The 17266-nt window shown below is 72.7% G+C and carries 21 protein-coding genes, 4 tRNA genes and 1 pseudogene; 11 read left to right on the forward strand and 15 right to left on the reverse strand.

What is annotated here, in order from left to right; translation table 11 throughout:
- Positions 1-106 precede the first annotated feature (106 nt).
- Both ACWCYY_RS37640 and ACWCYY_RS37645 read right to left on the reverse strand, forming a co-directional pair.
- Entirely contained in the window at positions 107-841 is a 735-nt protein-coding gene (locus ACWCYY_RS37640; RefSeq protein ID WP_345280472.1) for a class I SAM-dependent methyltransferase, read from the reverse strand.
- A 28-nt stretch (positions 842-869) separates the two neighbouring features.
- Positions 870-1088 carry a hypothetical protein gene (locus tag ACWCYY_RS37645; RefSeq protein ID WP_380149611.1) on the reverse strand — a complete coding sequence of 73 codons (219 nt, stop codon included), beginning with the start codon at positions 1086-1088 and terminating at the stop codon, positions 870-872.
- 309 nt (positions 1089-1397) lie between these two features.
- Between ACWCYY_RS37645 and ACWCYY_RS37650 the strand changes: the two genes are divergently transcribed.
- Entirely contained in the window at positions 1398-1769 is a 372-nt protein-coding gene (locus ACWCYY_RS37650) for a hypothetical protein (RefSeq protein WP_380149610.1), read from the forward strand.
- Positions 1770-1785: 16 nt separating this feature from the next.
- Here the strand turns inward: ACWCYY_RS37650 and ACWCYY_RS37655 are convergent, their stop codons facing one another.
- From ACWCYY_RS37655 to ACWCYY_RS37680, 6 genes and pseudogenes are all read right to left on the reverse strand, one after another.
- Positions 1786-2196 (reverse strand): hypothetical protein, encoded by a 411-nt coding sequence (locus tag ACWCYY_RS37655; protein ID WP_380149609.1) that lies wholly within the window; start codon positions 2194-2196, stop codon positions 1786-1788.
- On the reverse strand, positions 2183-2599 hold the full coding sequence (locus tag ACWCYY_RS37660) for a hypothetical protein (RefSeq protein ID WP_449798610.1): 417 nt from the start codon (positions 2597-2599) through the stop codon (positions 2183-2185). Before ACWCYY_RS37660 ends, ACWCYY_RS37655 begins: the two co-directional genes overlap by 14 nt.
- Before the next feature lie 13 nt (positions 2600-2612).
- Positions 2613-3842, reverse strand: a complete 1230-nt coding sequence (locus tag ACWCYY_RS37665) for an NRAMP family divalent metal transporter (protein ID WP_449798611.1) — start codon at positions 3840-3842, stop codon at positions 2613-2615.
- Positions 3839-4276 (reverse strand): hypothetical protein, encoded by a 438-nt coding sequence (locus tag ACWCYY_RS37670; protein ID WP_380149606.1) that lies wholly within the window; start codon positions 4274-4276, stop codon positions 3839-3841. Before ACWCYY_RS37670 ends, ACWCYY_RS37665 begins: the two co-directional genes overlap by 4 nt.
- Before the next feature lie 254 nt (positions 4277-4530).
- Positions 4531-4935 (reverse strand): hypothetical protein, encoded by a 405-nt coding sequence (locus tag ACWCYY_RS37675; protein WP_380149605.1) that lies wholly within the window; start codon positions 4933-4935, stop codon positions 4531-4533.
- A 68-nt stretch (positions 4936-5003) separates the two neighbouring features.
- A pseudogene (locus tag ACWCYY_RS37680) lies at positions 5004-5207 on the reverse strand (alcohol dehydrogenase catalytic domain-containing protein); the annotation flags it as partial.
- A gap of 286 nt (positions 5208-5493) precedes the next feature.
- On the opposite strand from ACWCYY_RS37680, the gene ACWCYY_RS37685 reads away from it, so the two are divergent.
- From ACWCYY_RS37685 to ACWCYY_RS37695, 3 genes are all read left to right on the forward strand, one after another.
- Positions 5494-5895, forward strand: coding sequence for an STAS domain-containing protein (locus ACWCYY_RS37685; protein WP_380149604.1), 402 nt, complete (start codon positions 5494-5496; stop codon positions 5893-5895).
- Between the two features lie 146 nt (positions 5896-6041).
- Positions 6042-6695, forward strand: a complete 654-nt coding sequence (locus ACWCYY_RS37690; protein WP_449798612.1) for a HemK2/MTQ2 family protein methyltransferase — start codon at positions 6042-6044, stop codon at positions 6693-6695.
- A gap of 22 nt (positions 6696-6717) precedes the next feature.
- Positions 6718-6918, forward strand: coding sequence for a CDGSH iron-sulfur domain-containing protein (locus tag ACWCYY_RS37695; RefSeq protein WP_380149602.1), 201 nt, complete (start codon positions 6718-6720; stop codon positions 6916-6918).
- An 11-nt stretch (positions 6919-6929) separates the two neighbouring features.
- On the opposite strand, the gene ACWCYY_RS37700 is transcribed toward ACWCYY_RS37695, so the two are convergent.
- From ACWCYY_RS37700 to ACWCYY_RS37725, 6 genes are all read right to left on the reverse strand, one after another.
- Positions 6930-7958, reverse strand: a complete 1029-nt coding sequence (locus tag ACWCYY_RS37700; RefSeq protein ID WP_380149601.1) for an iron-containing redox enzyme family protein — start codon at positions 7956-7958, stop codon at positions 6930-6932.
- 109 nt (positions 7959-8067) lie between these two features.
- Positions 8068-9024 carry a TIGR03557 family F420-dependent LLM class oxidoreductase gene (locus tag ACWCYY_RS37705; RefSeq protein WP_380149600.1) on the reverse strand — a complete coding sequence of 319 codons (957 nt, stop codon included), beginning with the start codon at positions 9022-9024 and terminating at the stop codon, positions 8068-8070.
- 75 nt (positions 9025-9099) lie between these two features.
- Positions 9100-9456: a hypothetical protein gene (locus ACWCYY_RS37710; protein ID WP_380149599.1), complete on the reverse strand. Its 357-nt coding sequence runs from the start codon at positions 9454-9456 to the stop codon at positions 9100-9102.
- Between the two features lie 66 nt (positions 9457-9522).
- Complete coding sequence (locus ACWCYY_RS37715; RefSeq protein ID WP_449798613.1) at positions 9523-9996, reverse strand: hemerythrin domain-containing protein; 474 nt, start codon at positions 9994-9996, stop codon at positions 9523-9525.
- A gap of 48 nt (positions 9997-10044) precedes the next feature.
- Positions 10045-10650, reverse strand: coding sequence for a flavodoxin family protein (locus tag ACWCYY_RS37720; RefSeq protein ID WP_380149597.1), 606 nt, complete (start codon positions 10648-10650; stop codon positions 10045-10047).
- 323 nt (positions 10651-10973) lie between these two features.
- Positions 10974-11408 (reverse strand): SsgA family sporulation/cell division regulator, encoded by a 435-nt coding sequence (locus tag ACWCYY_RS37725; protein WP_345285155.1) that lies wholly within the window; start codon positions 11406-11408, stop codon positions 10974-10976.
- Between the two features lie 1626 nt (positions 11409-13034).
- On the opposite strand from ACWCYY_RS37725, the gene ACWCYY_RS37730 reads away from it, so the two are divergent.
- The 5 genes from ACWCYY_RS37730 to ACWCYY_RS37750 all read left to right on the forward strand — a co-directional run bounded on the left by ACWCYY_RS37730 (position 13035) and on the right by ACWCYY_RS37750 (position 14072).
- A tRNA-Gln gene (locus tag ACWCYY_RS37730) sits at positions 13035-13107 on the forward strand.
- 10 nt (positions 13108-13117) lie between these two features.
- Positions 13118-13202, forward strand: a tRNA-Ser gene (locus ACWCYY_RS37735).
- A 26-nt stretch (positions 13203-13228) separates the two neighbouring features.
- Positions 13229-13320: transfer RNA gene (locus ACWCYY_RS37740), tRNA-Ser, on the forward strand.
- A gap of 12 nt (positions 13321-13332) precedes the next feature.
- Positions 13333-13412: transfer RNA gene (locus ACWCYY_RS37745), tRNA-Tyr, on the forward strand.
- A 51-nt stretch (positions 13413-13463) separates the two neighbouring features.
- Entirely contained in the window at positions 13464-14072 is a 609-nt protein-coding gene (locus ACWCYY_RS37750) for a hypothetical protein (RefSeq protein ID WP_449798614.1), read from the forward strand.
- Positions 14073-14325: 253 nt separating this feature from the next.
- Here ACWCYY_RS37750 and ACWCYY_RS37755 read toward each other — a convergent pair whose 3' ends face one another.
- Positions 14326-15183: an NAD(P)-binding domain-containing protein gene (locus ACWCYY_RS37755; RefSeq protein WP_449798638.1), complete on the reverse strand. Its 858-nt coding sequence runs from the start codon at positions 15181-15183 to the stop codon at positions 14326-14328.
- Positions 15184-15256: 73 nt separating this feature from the next.
- Between ACWCYY_RS37755 and ACWCYY_RS37760 the strand changes: the two genes are divergently transcribed.
- Together ACWCYY_RS37760 and ACWCYY_RS37765 are read left to right on the forward strand one after the other, a co-directional pair.
- On the forward strand, positions 15257-15868 hold the full coding sequence (locus ACWCYY_RS37760) for a TetR family transcriptional regulator (RefSeq protein WP_345285145.1): 612 nt from the start codon (positions 15257-15259) through the stop codon (positions 15866-15868).
- A gap of 301 nt (positions 15869-16169) precedes the next feature.
- Positions 16170-17045: a universal stress protein gene (locus ACWCYY_RS37765; protein WP_345285143.1), complete on the forward strand. Its 876-nt coding sequence runs from the start codon at positions 16170-16172 to the stop codon at positions 17043-17045.
- Positions 17046-17266: the final 221 nt, after the last annotated feature.

Here is a 17266-nt window from a genome sequence, read left to right on the forward strand (position 1 = left end):
GCCGTCATCTCCGGAGCCGGCCCCACGGTGCTGGCGCTGGCGGACGAGGCCGGAGCCGAGAAGCTGCTCTCCTTCGCGGCTCCGGGCACGGGGCCGCTCTCCGGGGTCAGAGGTCGGCGAGCGGACGGTAGGCGGCGGTGAGGTCGGGGCCGGGCGCGCGGACGACGCGCAGCCCGGCGGCGTCCAGCTCCTGCGCGAGCTCGGCGGGTGTGGCCGGCCACAGGTCGAACCGCTCGCTCGCCTCGCGCAGCGACCTGCCCTCCCGTTCGACCCGGTAGGTGAACTCGACCCGCTCCACGCCCCGGTGGGGGCAGCGGGTGACGGTGGCGCTGTACTGGTCCGGCCCCACTCGCACCGGGCCCAGCGACCCCAACTCCTCCAACCCTTCGGGCAGCGCGGTCGGCGGCGAGTCGAAGAGCAGCAGCCCGCCCGGTACCAGGGCCGCCGCGATGTCCCGCCAGGCGGCCCGCCGGGTGGCGGGGCCCAGGCAGGCGATGACGTTGGAGGCTATGGCCAGGTCCACCGCCTCTCTCAGTCCCGCGCGCACGAGCGGTTCGGCGTGCACGGTCACCCGGGCCCGCCTGTCGGCCCCCAGGGCAGCCAGGCGCGACAGCAGCGCGGCCCGCATGGCCGGAGCGGGTTCAACGGCGTGAACCGGGGCGCCGGAGGCGTCCAGCAGGACTTCGGTGACGATGCCCGTGCCGGCGCCGACATCCAGGATCGCCCGCCGGGCCCGGGCCGCCGCCCGGGCGAACCGCCGCTCGGCCAGCCGACGGTCGGTCTCGGCCTGGAGCAGGTCGTAGAACTCGACCGAGACCCGGTAGTCGTCCGCACCGTTCATGACGGCGCGGACACGGGGTGGGGCGCTGTCACGTGCGGCCCGCCGTTCCGTTCCGGCCCTCGGTTTCGTGCGGGTGTCCCTGCTCGGACTGCTCCGCGACAGGCGCTCCGGCCCGCACCGTCTTCACGGTCGACTCGGGCGCCTCCTGGGCGTGATCGTGCTTCTTCGTGGCAGCGGCCCGGTCCGGATCGGGCTCCTGGTGGCGGCCGGGTGCTCCGCCGGCACCACCCTGCGGGGTGTCGTCCATGGTCTCCTCCTCACCCTCGGGCCACGGCGTCGGCCGCCACCCGCTACGCGGAACTCCCCGAGCGCTCGGAGGGCCCCGAGGAGCGAGTCCTGGTGGGCTCGTCGACGGCGTCTACCCCGATGCCCCGGGCTGACACCATCCGCCTCACCTGCCTGCGGCCCGGAGGCGGGGCCGGCGCCACAGAACGGTGACCGATCAGCAGGAGCGGAAGCAGGGACACGGTGAGCCGGCGCCGAGCCGGGTAGACGCCCGGTCGCCGCCCGCCCCGGCGGCGACCGCACTCGTGAAGGGACGGGCAGACCCATGAGCGTGACGACCGATCACATCACCGGAACACCCGACGGACACCACGACCTGCTCTGGTACACCCAGACCTGCCTGGACAACGTCCCGCGCCTCGACGCCTGCATCCAGCACGCACAGGAGGCCGGCGACGGCGAGGCGGCCGAGCTCTTCGCCAAGGCCCAGCATGACAGCCGCAAGGGAGCCGAGATCGGCAAGCGCCTCCTCGCCTCCCGCCTCGCGCCCTTGACCGGCGACCCCGTGGAGCTCCGTTCTGACGACCCGCCGTCCGGGGTCCCCGGAACCGGTGAGGTGCACGCACCCGATGTCCGAGGCGAAAGCCCGCCCGAACCCGACCCCTCGGATGCACCGCTCCCCCAGGATCCGCAGAAACCCTGATCCGATGTAGAGCGTCCTATCGAGTCCGCGGCCCGTTGGCGGGGGCTCCGGCGGTGTGCAGCGGCGTGGGGACGGTGCCGGGGCGCAGGTGGACGGTGCCGGGGTGGCCGTCGCCGCCGGGGGTGACCAGGGCGATGTCGGGCCAGGCGATCCAGCTCGCCCGGCGGGTCATCCGCCGGGCGAGGGCGGCGAGCGGTGCGGGGCGGTCGACGGGCCGGTGGTCCAGGCAGAGCAGCCGGGCCAGGCGGCCCGAGCTTGCGACCACGCCGGTCACCCTCAACCCCGGCATCCTGCTGGGGAGTTCGGCTTCGGCCAGGCCGAGGTCGGTGATCCGGCCCAGCGGTGCGCCGCCCGCGTCCAGAAGGGTGGCGCCGATCAGGTCGGCGGTGCGCAGCCCATCTGCGCGGCTGGGCTCAGCGGTTGGCATGGCCGGCTCCCGGGATGCGGTCGATCAGGTGGGCGCGGGTCCAGTCCTCCAGGGCGTGGAGGCGGTCGGGCCCAGGGGTGCAGACCAGGGCGGAGCCGATGTGGGTGATCCGCTCAAGCGGCAGGCGTCCTGGGCCGGGGGTGCCGGAGAGCGAGAGCCGGGCGGCGATGGCGGTGCACCAGCGGCCGATCCGCCCGCCCAGTCGCGGGCCGAGCGCCTGCGGGCCGACCAGGACGGCGGTGGCGTACAGGTGGCCGTCGGTTCCGGGGGTGAGTTCGAGGTCGTCCACCTTGCACACCGAGGTGCCGTCGGGGTGGACGACCTGACGGTCCAGCAGGTGGTAGCGGGCGCTGTAGTGCCGGCCGGGGGTGCGGGGTCCGTCGTGGTCCTGGGTGTCGGTCATCGTGCCGCGCTCCTCACAGTCCTGCCTTGGTGGCGAACAGCAACGGGATCGCGGCCAGCGCCGCGAGCAGGATGACGCCGAGGAAGAAGGTGCCGAGGACATTGGCCAGGCGCCCGTTCACGTGTTCTCCCATGAAGTCGCGGTCCCCGGCGACCACCAGGATCGGCAGGTAGGTGAGCGGCAGGGCGACGGCGGCGAAGATCAGCGAGTACTCGGTGACCTTCACCGGGTCGACCGCGGTGAGGACCAGGGCGGCGGCCGCGAACAGCGCGGTGAGGACCACCGCGTGGAAGCGCGAGGCGCGCTGGGGCGCGGCGCTCTTCCCCCAGGACCAGCCGAAGTACTGGCCGACGGTGTAGCCGCAGGACAGGGCGGTCTCCAGGGCGGCGCCGAAGGTGGCGGCGAAGATGCCCAGCAGGGCCAGCGCCAGTCCGACCTTTCCGAGCGCGAGACCGGCCGGCAGTGCCACCTGGGAGAGGTGGTCCACGTCGATCGCCTGCCCTTGGAAGACCAGTGCGGCGCAGGCGGTGATGCCGAGCGCGAGCAGGCCGCCGAGCGGGAAGCCGATCATCACGTTGAGCCGGGACAGGCCCAACTGCCGTTTCGTCCACCGTTCTTCCGCCCCTCCGGAGGAGAAGAAGAACACCTCGTAGGGGGTCATGGCGCTCGCGAACAGGGCGATGGCGTAGTAGAAGTACGTCGGGTGGCCCTCCCCGGAGGGCACGGTGGGGTGGGTGATCTGGTGGCCGATGTCCGCCCACTGCGGGTCGAGCCGGAAGAACGCCACCAGGAAGACCACCAGGGCCAGGCCGAGCAGGCCGAAGACCCGCTCCATGGTCTCGAACCTCACCCGCCAGATGACCACCCAGACCGCGAAGGCCACGGCCGGCACCCACAGCAGGTAGCTGACCGAGGAGAGCAGCTCCACCGCCAGTGCCACACCGGCGAGTTCGGCCGCCAGGGTGAGGCCGGTGACCAGCAGCGAAGCGGCGAGGTTGCCCAACGCCATCCGCGGGCCCAGCCGTTGGCGCACCAGGTCGAAGGTCGGACGGCCGGTGACCGCGACCACCCGGCCGGCCATCTCGGCGTAGACGCAGATCCCCACCACGCCGAGCAGCAGCACCCAGACCAGGCCGAAGCCGAAGCGCGAGCCGACCACCGCGGAGGCGACCAGGTCGCCCATGTCGACGAAGCCGCCGATCGCGGTGAGGATGCCGAGGGTCACCCGGAGCAGGTTCTTCACCGCAGCGCCTCCTGCTCCTGCTCCATCCGGTCCGCCACGTCCGCGAGCGGGGCCGTCGGGGCGCTCTCGCCGCGCTGGGTCGCGATCCGCAGCTCGGCCGCCCGCTGTTCGGCCCGGTGCAGCAACTCGTCCACCCGGGAGCGGACTTCGTCCGCCTGCGCCGAGGGCGGCTGGCGCGAGCGGAAGGAGTCGGCGGCCGCCGTCAGGTCCTCGTCCGCCTCCCGCACCAGGACCGAGGTGAAAGCTGACGTCAGGTCACCAGCCGCGGCCCCGTCCACGCCGGTGGTGATGGTCCGGGCGGCGGCGACGGCCGAGCCGAGGGTGTGGGCGGCCTTGTGCCGGTAGTCGTCGTCGGTGCGTGAGGACCCGGCGCAGGCTGCCGAGGCGGCCAGCAGCAGCGCGGCCAGCAGCGCGGCACCGGCCCGGCGCCTCATCGCGGCCGCCGCAGCACGAAGAACAGCAACACGGCGGCCAGCACGCCCATCTGCGCCCAGGCCGCCAGCAGCACCAGGCCCTGGTCCATGTCCTCGCGCCTCCCTGGACGGGGTCGGGTGAGCGTCTGCCCCGGATCACCGCAGGCACACGCGTGGCTGCGGGGTCCGGCGCACCGCGTCGCAGGCCACCCGATCGGCGGCCCGGAGCGACTGCCCCGGGGTCGGCCGTTCGGGCCGCACCGGCCCGGGTCCGATCAGCGTGTCGCCCGGCGCTGCTTCATCTCCGCTTCGGCGATGTGGTCCCTTCCCCGCGCCAGTGCCTCGCGCACCAGCCGCTCCACCTCGGTGAAGTGGTGGAAGTAGCCCTCGTCGTACGCGGTGACGATCTGGAAGGTCCACTGGCCCGGCAGCACATCGGCCCCCCGTACCCGTTGCTCGACGAGATCCGCCTGCTCGTGATGGCCGGCCTCGCGCAGTGCGTGCACCGCCGCGCCGAGGGTCCTGTCCGCACCGCCGGTCAGTTGGTGGAAGTCGTACAGGCGGCCCCTGGCACGCTGGGTCGTCTCCAGCGCCTCGGAGAGCAGTCCGAGCGCTTCGACGGTCGCGTCGTCCATGCCCTCGGGGCGGGAGTGCCGGTCGGCGTCCTTGTTCTCGGTCATGAGCGTCCTCACACAGGTCGCGGGCCGCGCACGGTGCTCCGGCAGAGTAGGGGGCGCCGCTGCGACGGGTCAGGGACGGTGCCCATGGGTTCGTGGCCGAGGATGTCGCCGGGATCCAGGAACGGGCCGAGGACTTCGTAGAGGTGGAGGTCGGAGCCGCACAGCCCGGTGCTGGTCACCTCGACGATGACGTCGGTGGGCTGCTGGATCACCGGGTCGGGGACGGATTCGACGCGCACGTCGCGTCTGCCGCGCCAGGTCAGAGCCTTCATCGTCACTCCTCAAGAGTGCTCGGGCCCGGGCGCGTGCCCGCGAGCGCGGGCTCCAAACGGGAAAGAACCGCAGGCCGGGGCCAGCCCGGGTACTCCGCCACCGCCCGCGGGTGCCGACGGGCGCAGCACTCCCGGCGAGCGCAGATCCTGGACCGACGCTGGTGGCTGATCGCGCGACTGCCGGGGTAGACGCCGTACATCAAGCCGGAGCGCGCACGAGAGCAGCTGTCGCCCCAGTCACCAGTTGCGGCGGCAGGCGCCGGCTGATCAGCCGAAGGGAATCGCCATGAGCGCCCCGTCAGAGCCCCGGCCCCGGTACGACCTGGCCGACGAGCTCCAGATCACCGAGGGCAGTGGGCAGTTGGAGGCAGTGGTCCTCCATGTCGCGGGTGCCGCCCACCACGACACCCGGCACCAGCTCGAGACGAGCCTGGCCAAAGCCGTCGCTCAGGCGCCCACCATGCTGATCGTCGACCTCACCTCACTGACCTTCTGCGACTCCGCCGCGCTGAACGTCCTGCTGCACGCTCATGACGACGCCGAGGCCGGCGGCACGTGGATGGTCCTCGTCGGCGCCGGTCCCCAGCCACTGCACCTGCTGTCCCTCACCGGCACGGACCAGCTCTTCACCATCCGCCCCCACATGCGGGCCGTGCGCCCACCGGTCCCGTCCGCGAGCCGCCGGTGAGGCAGCGGTGCCGGCCGGCCCGTCCGTCGTCGGCACAGGCCGTTCGACGATGCCACCTGCTCCGCGCTCGCGGCCATGGCAGCTCTCGCCGCCAAAGGTGTGGTCACGGGCGTGTCAGGTGCGGCCACAGGGGCAGACGCCCAGCCATGAGGCTGCTGAACCCACCCGGTGTGTACCGGGTCCAAGAAGACACCGACCTGCTGGTCGAGTGCCTCGGCCGTGAGCCCATCGGGGCCGGCGACTCGGTGCTGGACCTGGGGACCGGCACCGGGGCGGTGGCACTCGCGGCCGCCGGCACCGGCGCCCGGGTCACCGCCATCGACATCTCCTGGCGGGCACTGGGTACCGCACGGCTCAACAGCCTGCTCAACCGGCGGTGGATCCGGCTGCGCCACGGCGACCTCCTGGAACCGGTCCGTGGCCGCCGATTCGACCTGGTGATCTCCAATCCGCCCTACGTCCCGGCGGCGGAAGGGGGCGGGCCGCCCCGGGGCATAGCCCGGGCCTGGGACGCCGGACGGGACGGCCGCGCGCTGGTGGACCGGATCTGCCGCCAGGCTCCCACCGTCCTGGCGAAGGGCGGCACCCTGCTGATGGTCCACTCCTCCCTCTGCGGAGTCGCGCAGACCCGCGCCCAGTTGCAACGGCAGGGCCTGGCAGCCGAGGTGGTCGCACGCCGCACGATTCCCTTCGGGCCGGTGATGACCGGGCGGGCCCGCTGGCTGGAGGAGCGCGGGCTGGTCGGATTCGGTCAGCGGGTGGAGGAGCTGGTGGTGATCCGTGGTGTCCGGACGCCTTGACCGCCCCGCGGTGAGGGTGACCATGCCCCAGGCCGTCGGGCCCGTTCTGGTCGAGGGACCCCTCGAAGTCGCCCTGCCGGACGGCACGGTGGTGAGGAGCGGGCGTCCGGTGGTCGCCCTGTGCGTGTGCCGGCGCAGCCGCCGCTACCCCTTCTGCGACACCAGCCACCGTCGCCGCTCCCGGCCGCCCGTCGAACACCCCGCCGCCGACGAGCAGGCCTGATCTCCACCGGTTCAGGAGGAGGGTCTCACCGCGTCGCCCAGCGGGGAGTGCAGTGAACTGCGCTGCCGGCGCCAGCTGCTGACGAGGTGTCGGGCGAGGCGTTCCTCCACCAGTGAGGACGCCGCGAGGCCGAACGCGATGTCCTGCTCGGTCTGCGGTTCGTCGCGGACCAGGGCATCGATGACGCCGTGGCGCACCAGTTGCTCGTGGACGGCGTCGGCCTCCACGTGCTCCCGGTAGAAGGCGGTGCCCGCCGGACCCGCGCCGAGCCGCTCGAACGCCTCGGCCAGGCGCGCGGACCCCGGGGAGGAGGTGATCTCCACACCCGCGAACTGCCCCACCAGCGCTCCCCGGTGACGGCGGTGCAGCGCGAACAGCGACATCAGGTTCACCACCGCCAGCGCCGGCGCGGGCACCGCGTCGAGGTAGTGCCCGTAGCCGGGGTCGAGCCCGAAGTCGGCCATCATGTCCGCGAACAGACGGGAGTGGACCCGCTCCGGGCGCCCCGCCCCGTACTCGTCGAACTCGATCGCCACCACTGCCGCCTGGGCCCCACCGTGCAGGCGTGGGATCACCCACGCCTGCGGATCGGCCTCCTTGAGGTGGTAGAGGGAGCGGTGCACCAGGTACTCCCGGGCCTGCCAGGGTCGGCCCTCGCGCAGCAGGAAGTGCGAGACGCCGTCCCCGTCGGCCGGCTCCACCAGCAACGCCTCCAGCTGCTCCGCCAACGGCGGCACCACCCCGATGTCGGCGCGTACGGCATCGAGGAACCGCTCCTCCAGACGGTGTCGCAGGCGCAGCAGGCCGGGGTCCCACTCCCAGTCGTCGTCCACTCCGGCGAAGCCTCGGTAGTGCAGTTCGTAGCAGAGGTAGAGGGCGAGCTGCGTGTCCTCGTCCCAGCCTGTCGTGGCGGCATCGTCCCGCGGCAGAGGTGCCCCGGTCATCGGGGTGCCCGCGCGGAGCAGGTCGGTCAGGGCGGCGCTGAGCGGCCCCCGGGGCCTCGGCAGGTTCGGGAGCAGACCGGTCGCGATGACGCCCATCGGTGTGTCCTTCCTCCTCGGCGGACGCTGACGGCCCGCCTGCGTACCTGGTCCGGAGCCAACGGGAGCCGCTGCGCGGGCTGACCCCGCCGGGCGCGGTGACGGCGCCTCAGCCGGCCAGGGCGGGGAGCACGCTCTGGTGGTAGGCGTCGAAGAACGCCTCGTTGTCGGGGCCGATCTGGCCGACGTAGACCTCGTCGAACCCGGCCTCGACGTAGGCGCGCAAGGTCTCGATGTGCTGCTCGGGGTCGTCGCCGCAGGTCACGTGGTCGCTGATCATGGCGGGGGTGACGAGTTCGGCGGCCTGCTCGAAGTGGGCCGGGGTGGGCAGCACTTGGGCGAGTTCGCCCGGGAGCATTTCGGTGGGCCACAGGCGGTGCACCAGATCGACGGCCCGGTCCCGGTCCGGGTGCCAGCAGACCTTGACCCCGCCGATCACGGGCTTTCCGGCACCGCCGCCCTGACGGAACTCCCCCACCAGGTCGCGGTCGGGGGTCATGGTGACGAAGCCGTCGCCGATCCGCCCGGCCAACGCGGCCGCCGCGGGCCCGAACCCGGACACGTGGACGGGCGGTGGCTCGGCCGGCACGGTGTAGAGGCGGGCGTTCTCGACCGTGTAGTGCCGGCCGTGGTGGGTGACCCGGTGTCCGGTGAACAGCCGGCGCATCACCTCGACGGCCTCCTCCAGCATCTGGGCCCGCTCGGTGAAGGGGGGCCAGCGATCGCCCAGGACGTGTTCGTTCAGTGCTTCGCCGGTGCCCACGCCCAGGGCGAAGCGGCCGTTCAGGAGAACGGCGGAGGTCGCGGCCGCCTGCGCGGTGACGGCTGGGTGCAGGCGCACGGTGGGGCAGGTCACCAGCGTGGTCACCGGCAGGTCGACGGCCTGCGAGAGCGCGCCGATCACCGACCACACGAAGGGGCTGTTGCCCTGCGCCTCGTTCCAGGGGTGGTAGTGATCGGAGATCGCCAGGCGGGTGAAGCCCGCCTCGGCGGCCCGCCGGGCCTGGGCGAGGAGTTGCGCAGGGGTGAACTCCTCGCAGGAGAGGAAGTAGCCGAATTCGGGCATGGCCTCGGTGGTTCCTTCCGTGCGTGAGGGGCCGCCTGCGCGGCCCCTCGGTGCGGGCTGCTGCCGGGGAGCGGCTCAGTGCCCGAAGTGCAGGCGGTGCTTGCGGCGGGCAGACGTCGGGCCGGCCACCGGCTCGCCGGTCTCCGACGTCAGCGGTGCCGCGTCGGGACGGGCAGCCGCAGCGGTGAGGGCAGCCCGTTCGCGCGCTCGGCGGCGCGACCGGGCCCCAGCCCCGAGAAGCAGCATCAGCGCGAACCCGAACAGCAGGGTCAGGGCTATCCCCGCGAGAAAGATCGACGAACTGTTCATCGTGGCGAGGTCATTGCCGAGCACCATCACCGTGTAGTCGGGGCCGCCGTCGAGATTGTCGGCGATCAGCAGCCCGGTGAAGGCAACGACCGCGCCCAGCAGGAGCAGTGCGAGGAGAACCATGGCTTCCTCTCCCATCGGTTGGCGTACAGCTGCGCCTGCCCCGCGACAGCCCGCCCAATCCGCGTGTCACTCGCGGGCGCTGGGGACCTTGAGGGGGTTGCGCGGGGCGTCGGCCTTGGCGGCCTGGAGCCGTTCTCCGAGCTCGGTGAGCTTGTTGCGGCCCATGGCCTTGCGGACTTCGGGGAACCAGTCCTTCTCCTCCTCCTTCACGTGGTGGCGCACGTTCTCCATCAGCACCGTCATCTTGGCGTCGAACCGCTCGTCGGCCGGGTCCAGGCCGGCGAGTTCGGAGAGCATCCACAGCACGACGTGGTGCTCCTCGACGCTCTCCAGCACGTGGTCGGTCGTCTCCGGGGCGGCCTCGCGGGCGGCGGGGTAGAAGACCTGCTCCTCGATCCAGGCGTGGACGGTGAGTTCTTCGATCACCTTGTCCGCGATGTCCCGCTTGCGCTTGTGCGCACCGTCGCCGGCCTTCTCGAACTCCTTGAACAGGGCCTCGACCGTCTTGTGGTCGTCCTTCAGCAGCACGATGCCGTCCATCGGGTCGTTCTCCTTCGCCTTGCAGGTGAGGGGTCGTCAGATAGGGGGTCAGGATGCGGGCTCGGGCCAGGGGCGTCCGGTCAGCGCGGAGGCGACGTGGTGGAGGTTGGCGGCCATGGTGCGCCCGGTGCGGTGGGACCACTCGTGTCCCTTCTCCGCCTCCAGGTAGTCGGGGCCGGGTCCGGGACCGAGGTGCCAGTACGTCCAGGCCTGCGCGGGGATGGTGTAGCCGATGTCGACCAGGCCACCGCTGATCTCGCTGATCACGTGGTGGGCGCCGTCCTCGTTGCCGGTCACCACCACCCCGGCGACCTTGCCGTACGCCAACGGCACGCCGCTGTCGTCGGTCTCGGAGATCATCGCGTCCATCCGCTCCAGCACCCGCTGCGCGACGGAGGAGGGGCGGCCGACCCAGGTCGGGGAGGCGACGACGAGGATGTCGGCGTCCACCAGCTGCTGGTGGACCCCGGGCCACTCGTCGCCCTCGCCCTGGTCGGTCTTCACGCCGGGCAGCAGGTTCAGGTCGACGGCCCGGACGGTGGCGACCTGGACGCCTCGTGAGGTCAGCTCGGCGCCGACCACGGCGGCCAGCGCGTCGGTGTTCGACGGTTCGGGGGACGGCTTCAGGGTGCAGTTGACGATGAGAGCTCGCATGGACGCCCGCCTACCCGGCAATCAGGGATCAACTCACCCAAAGCGCACGTAGTGAAGACGGCGGGATCCGCGGCCGGCCCTTCCTCGCGGGAATGACAGCCCGGTGGTGTCCGCTCACACCGGCCAGGTCCCCTATTGGAGCGGGCACTCGACGAAGCCCTAGGCACCAGCCTGCTCGCACTCTTGGTCGGCCTCGCGGCCAACACCTTCATCGACTCCTGCGGCCTCAACGCCCTGCTGCGCGCCCGGGGCCGTGCCGGTCGTCAGGGCCCACCGTACGCCTGGAGCGTTCGGTTCCTGTCACGATCGGCGCTGCGGGGCGCTCACGCCTGTTCGGGCCGGACCAGCAGGCGGGTCAGGCATTCGTCGACGTCGAGGTGCTCGCCCTCGGCACCCTGCGGGACCAAGGCGTAGGCGTCGTCGAGGAAGGCGCCGACCTGCTCCGCCGACAGGCCGAGGACGGCGCTCCCGGCAGGCCCGCGCAACTCCACCAGGACCGTGCCGCCGGGGCCGGGAGCGACCAGGACGTCCCCCTGTCCCGCCGGGCGACGCAGGCCTTGGTCGAGCAGGTCCCGGCCGAAGGTCCAACACACCGGCGGCTCGCCGTCCGCGAACGGCCTCGCCCCCGAGATCCCGAGGTGGACGCCGTAGGGCAGGGCGGTGTCGAAGGCGAGACGGCACGCGAGCACGAGGTCGGGGTGCGGTCCGTTGAGGATCCGTACGGCGAGGCAGTGCAGGGTGCTCCTGGAGGTGGTCAACGCTGTTCCCCTCGTAGCGGGCCGACCGGCGGGGCAAGTGGCCCGCCCTTCGTCCTGGCGCGGCTGCCCCGCCTGGCGCGGGACACTCCGGCGGGCGCACGACCTTCACAGGGTGTCCGGCCGGCGGTCATGAGCTGCCGCCTCACGGCAGGGCCGGCCGGGTCCCGTCCGGTGATCAGTCGGGCGGCTCCGCAGGACCGGGCTCGGGAAGAGGCGGTCCGGGGGCCGGGCGGGGCGGCTCAGCCGGAGGGGTGGGCGAGCCGGGCGGGGCGGGGTGGTCCGGGGGTACGGGCGGCGCGACCGGCTCCGGCGGTCCCGGAGGCGCGGGCGGGGCGGGCGGCGGCACCGGGACGACGTCGGGATCGGACGGTACGGGGACGGTTCCCATGGGACTGAACTCCTTCGATGCGGGTGGCTGCCACGTCGCGGGGCGGACGCGACCGGGAGGTGCTGGCCGGGGCGGGAGACGTTCAGGATGCGGCCTGCCCGATCCTGAACAGTCGCAGCAGGGCCGGGTGTGGGCCCCACCCCGACTCGTGGCCTCCTACCGGCCGTCACGCTCACTCGGGCGGCCTGCGGGGGCCTTGGGCTCGGCGTCCTCGTCCTGGGCCGGGGGTGGTGCTCCTTCTCCGGTCATCCGGGACTCGGGGGTCTCATCGCGTACCGGCGGCTCCGCCTTCCGGGCCCGTTCCTTCTCGTCATCGCCACTCATGGGCTCACACTCCTCCTCGGCTGTCGGCGAGCCGGTTCACGCCGCGCACTCGCGCCTGCCCCCGTGCGGCGGTTCCAACCGCAGCTCCTGCGCACCGCCGTGGTCGATCGGCCGAGGGCGGGCACCACGAGCTCGCAGTAGACGTCGAAGAAGACGTCCTGGGTCAACTCGGTCCGCCCGACGTTCACCACGTCGAATCCGGCCCGTGGGTGGGCGCCTACCGCCTCCACGTCGCCGCCTCGGCCGCGCCCCGGGGGGGCGGGGCAGGCGCCCGGCCCACGGTGTTGCACGTGTTCCGTAGCCGCCGACGCATCGTCAACCAGTCGGTGAAGCCGCCGAATTCGAGGACGGCCTCGTCGTACTCGACCAGGATCGCCGATCCGGAGGCGCACCGTGGTGCCGGCGGCCCTGAGTACGGGCAACACCGTGGGCCCGCTGGTGTGCCGGTCCTGATCGTCGCCGTCAACCAGCTCCCCGCCTCCCATCGCCACCTGCCCTGACCGTCCCACCCCTGTTCCCACCGCCCCGCCTCCCATCGCACCGCGCCGCACGGGGCGGGGTTGCCCATCCGTCGCCGGACACTGATCAGGGGCCCGGTCAGGCCTGCCCGGTTCCGGCCGGAACCGCTGGCCGCCCCGGTCGGATCCGGTCCCGCTCGAGCCGGTAGGTCCGGGACGGAAAATGCGTTGCCCTGCTTCGCGGGTCTGCCGCAGAGTAGGGGCATCAGCCCGGCAGCACCGCCACGGAGAGGAACGCACGCCATGAGCAACAGCCAGTCGTATCAGCGTTCTTCGAGCTCGCAGCAGAGCCAGGGGCATCCCTCCACGCGGTAGAGACCGGCACCGTCACGTGCCAGGCCGCCCGAGGGGGAGACCCCGTCCGGGCGGCCTTCGCGTTGTGCCGCCGCCCCGCAGTGCCGGATGGTGCAACTGGCAGCACGCCTGACTCTGGATCAGGAGGTTCGAGGTTCGAATCCTCGTCCGGCAGCGCAGCACCAGGAGAGTTGGCCGAGTGGTAAGGCAGCGGCTTGCTAAGCCGTAGTCGGGTGAAAGCCCGCGCGCGTTCGATCCGCGCACTCTCCGCGCAGCACACAGCAGTTCACGTTCACGGAGGAGCCAGCCGACAGGTGGCGCCGGCCGCGGTCTTGAAAACCGTCGGGGTGCGCGAGCACCCGTGTGGGTTCGACCCCCACCTCCTCCGCTTCTCCATCAAGGGCGAGCTGGGCACTGGAGAGCCCAAGGGCCTGTAAAGCCCCCGCTTCGGCTGTGCCGGTTCGACTCCGGCCTCGCCCACCCTTCCCCACCCCGAGCCCCGTCGGACCACGGTCCGTCGGGGCTCGCCCCTTGAGGGGGCGTCAGGCCGGGACGGCTTCGACGACCGAGAGGTACCCGAACGCGGCCGGGCGCCAGACCGAGGAGTCCGGCTTCGCCACGCAGGACAAGGCCAAGACCCGGCTCGCCGAGGTCTACCAGGAGCGCACGCACAACCCGCACGACCAGCGGAGGGCCGAGCGGATCCAGAAGTACGGCCCGATGCAGTCGCACGAGTACCTGACGGAGTGGCGGGCCTCCCAGCGGCACCTGAGCCCGGCCCCTGTCCGGCACCTCGACTCGCTGATCGAGCACCACCTGCTGCCGGCCTTCGCGAGCCGGCGGGTTGGGACCTTCGACTTCGAGGTCGTCGACGCCTTCATCGTGACCATGGAACGCAACGGCGTCGGCCTCGCCACCCAGTCGAACGCCTTCGACAAGCTGTGGGCCGTCCTGCTCGACGCACACCGCCTCTGCCTCTACGACGAGAACCCGCTGGAGGGCGTCGTCGCCCCGCGGTACGACCCGGAGCGCGCCGTGATCCCGTCGCCGGACCAGCTCCGCGACCTGCGCGTCGCGGGCGACGAGGTGCTGCAGCTCGTCGCCGACCTCATGAGCGGCTGCGGACTGCATCGTTGCTGACGACGTCTACCGGACTACCGAGCAGGTCAACCAGACCACTCAGGACTACGCGCCGCTGAAGCATCGCGAGGAGGGCGACTACCGGAACGTGCCGCTCCCCGCACGCGTCAAGCAGGGCATCGAGCCCCCGACCGGCTCGCGTTTCTGATCGGCTCGGTGGGTGCCGACGGTGCCGCGCTGCCCGCGGCGACCCCAGCGTGAGCTCGGCGAGCAGCTCCCCGGGCTGCGGGCGGCGAGGGCCGACCCAATTGGTTCAGGGAGCGGGCGTCCGTGCGGCGGAGTCCAGAAGAGCGCGGATGCGGGCGGCGGACGCGGGGGCGGCGGGGGCCTGGAAGATCCAGTCCCAGCTCTCGGGCTCGGTCGCCGGGGCCTGCGCGTAGGGGACGGCCTGAACCGCGGTGCCGGGCTCGGTGCGCCAGCTGTCCGCGAGGGTGCCGAAGGGGACGCCGTCGTAGCCGAGCACGTCGAGCAGCGCGACGGTCGCGGCAACGGCCGACGGGTCGTCGCCTGCGACAGGCAGCGCGCTGCGATCGGGCGCTCCGGCCGGGCGGGCGAGGACGGCCAAGTGCGCGAAGAAAACGTTGTTGAGCGCCTTGACCACGTGCGCGCCGGGGAGGTGGTGCTGGACCAGTTCGCTGGAGGTGAGCTCTCCGGACTCCAGTGGGAGGAGGCCACCGTCCCGCTCGGGGTAGTGGTTCATGGCGTCGATGACGGTCTTCCCGGCGAGGGCATCGGCGGGCAGCTGCCCGATCGCGCCGAGCGGGACGGCGGCCACGACCAGGTCGGCGGCGCGGGCGGCCTCGGCGGGGGTGGCTGCCCGGGCCTGCGGGCCGAGGTCGGCAACCTGGGCCTGCAAGGTGCGCGGGCCACGGGAGTTGCTGATGACGACGTCGAGGCCGGCGGTGACGGCCAGGCGGGCGATGGTGCTGCCGATCATGCCGCTGCCGATGATGCCGAGGGTCTTGGTCATGGCGGTGCTCCTGCGTTCGCGGCGGCGGGTGGGGGCCTTGGGCCATCCCGTCCGCTGCTCGTCGGTCGTTGCTCGTGGGATGGGGAGTCCCCGTCGCTTCAGTGAAGCAACAATCCCTTTATGGGCCATTCGGTCATTCATGACACTCAGTTCCACATCCGTTCCTTTGTACCATTACCGAGAGGCGGAGGCGAACGGAAGCGGGGATCGGGCAGTGAGCACGACACAGGGCACGGGCAGCAGGGGCATCGCCCGCGCCGCCGTACGGGCGCAGCTGGCGCAGGTCTCGTTCGACCTGTTCCGGGAGCGCGGGTTCGAAAAGGTCACGATCGACGACCTGGCCCATGCGGCCGGCGTGTCGCGCAGCACGTTCCTGCGGTACTTCCGCAGCAAGGAGGAGGCCGCCCTGGAGGCGTTCGACGCCCAGGGCGAGCAGCTCGCGGGGGCACTGCGCGCGCGCCCGGCGGCCGAGGACGACTGGACCGCACTGCGGCGGGCCATGGACACCGCCATCGCCCCCTACCTCCGCGACCCCGAGCACGCCCTCGCCCTGCTGGCGCTGGTCGCGGAGACCTCGCTGCTTTGCGCACGGCGACTGGAGAAGCAGGACGGCTGGCGCACCCTCTTGGCCCGAGCCCTCGCCACCCGCACCGGGACGGACCGGTCGGCGACGCTCGCCCAGTCGGTGCGCGCCGCCGCAGCTCTGGACTGCCTCAACATCGCCCTGGAGCAGTGGAGCGCCGACGGCGCACGTGGCGATCTGGGCCACCTCGTCGACGAGACCTTCGCCGTCCTCACCCCGCCCGCCCCCCGCCAGTCAGCCTGACCAGGCGGAGTACGCCCCGGCGGGACATGCGCGCCGGCGCTGCCCCTCGCGGCTCCTCGCAGTCGCCGACCACCAGGGCCCAGGCCGCAATGATGCGGACCGGGTTGCGGCGCACGAAGCAGCGTCGAGGCTCGGCAATCACGGGGTCCAAGGCCAGGTCGAACACGGAGAGGTCCAGGGACCACCGGTCCCGCAGGGGCGGCCCGAACGGCCCTGTGTGCGGGAACGGCGCGGGCCGAAGCTGGTCTCTCGGCCCGGTGCGCCGTGCCCCGGGCCGGAGGACACGAGGAGGGGGTCCGCCATGAACCGAACACTGTTGGTCGGTGTCGACGGCTCGCCCGAGAGCCGGGCCGCGGTCACCTGGGCAGCGGCGGAGGCCGCGCGCCGTGGGACGGAGCTGCGGATCAGCCACGTCCAGACCTGGTCGGACGACGCCCGCTCCGCCCCCGGAGCGCCGGGTGGCGTGCGGGGGTTGACGGAGCAGCTGCTGGACGAAACGGCGGCGGAGGTCCGTCGGGCGCACCCTGGTCTGACGGTCAGGGCCGAGCTGCTGGTCGGTGGTGACCCGGCGGACCTGTTGGTGAGGAGCGCCGAGCAGGCCGGGGCGCTGGTGCTGGGCTCGCGCGGCCTGGGTGGCTTCGCCGGTCTGGTGGTCGGCTCGGTCGGCCTCGCGGTGGCGGCCCGCTGCGAGCGGCCCACCGTCCTGGTGCGCGCTTCGTCCTCCGAGACCACCGGCGGCCACCAGAAGGGCGAGGTGGTGGTCGGTGTGGACAGCCACGCCCCGTCGTCGGTGACGCTCGAGTTCGCCTTCCGGCAGGCCGACCTGCTCGGTGCCAAGCTCCGTGCGGTGCACGGTTGGGAGCTGCCGGCCGCCTGGAGCTACTCGGGTTGGGTGCCGCCGCACGAGACCTGGGAGAAGCTCGGCAACATCGAGCTCGAGCGACTCGACACGGCCGTCAACCCCGTGCGCGACCGTTATCCGGATGTACCCGTCATTCTGGACGCCCGCGCTGGCACGGCCGCCGGTGCGGTGGTGGAGGCGTCCAGGGACGCCGCCGCACTGGTGGTGGTCGGGCGGCGCCGCCGGCCACACCCGGTGGGGATGCGGCTGGGCCCGGCCGCCCACGCCGTACTGCACCACGCCTACGCTCCGGTCGCGGTCGTCCCGCACGACTGATGCCCAGCCCGCTGACGGTGCGTCAGCCCGCGACGAGGCCGGACCACCCCGTTGCGGCCCGGCCCGTCGGCCGGCGGACGGACCTGCCGACAGCGGGCGCCGGGCGCCGCCACGGCGCTCGCCCACGCCCATGCCCGGGGCCGCCGGTGGAGCTGGATCGGGCTCGTCAGTGATGGCCAAGTCCGCGACGCGTACCTCGAGTTCGCTCCCGGGCCCTCGTC

The sequence above is a fragment of the Kitasatospora sp. NPDC001664 genome (assembly GCF_053596675.1).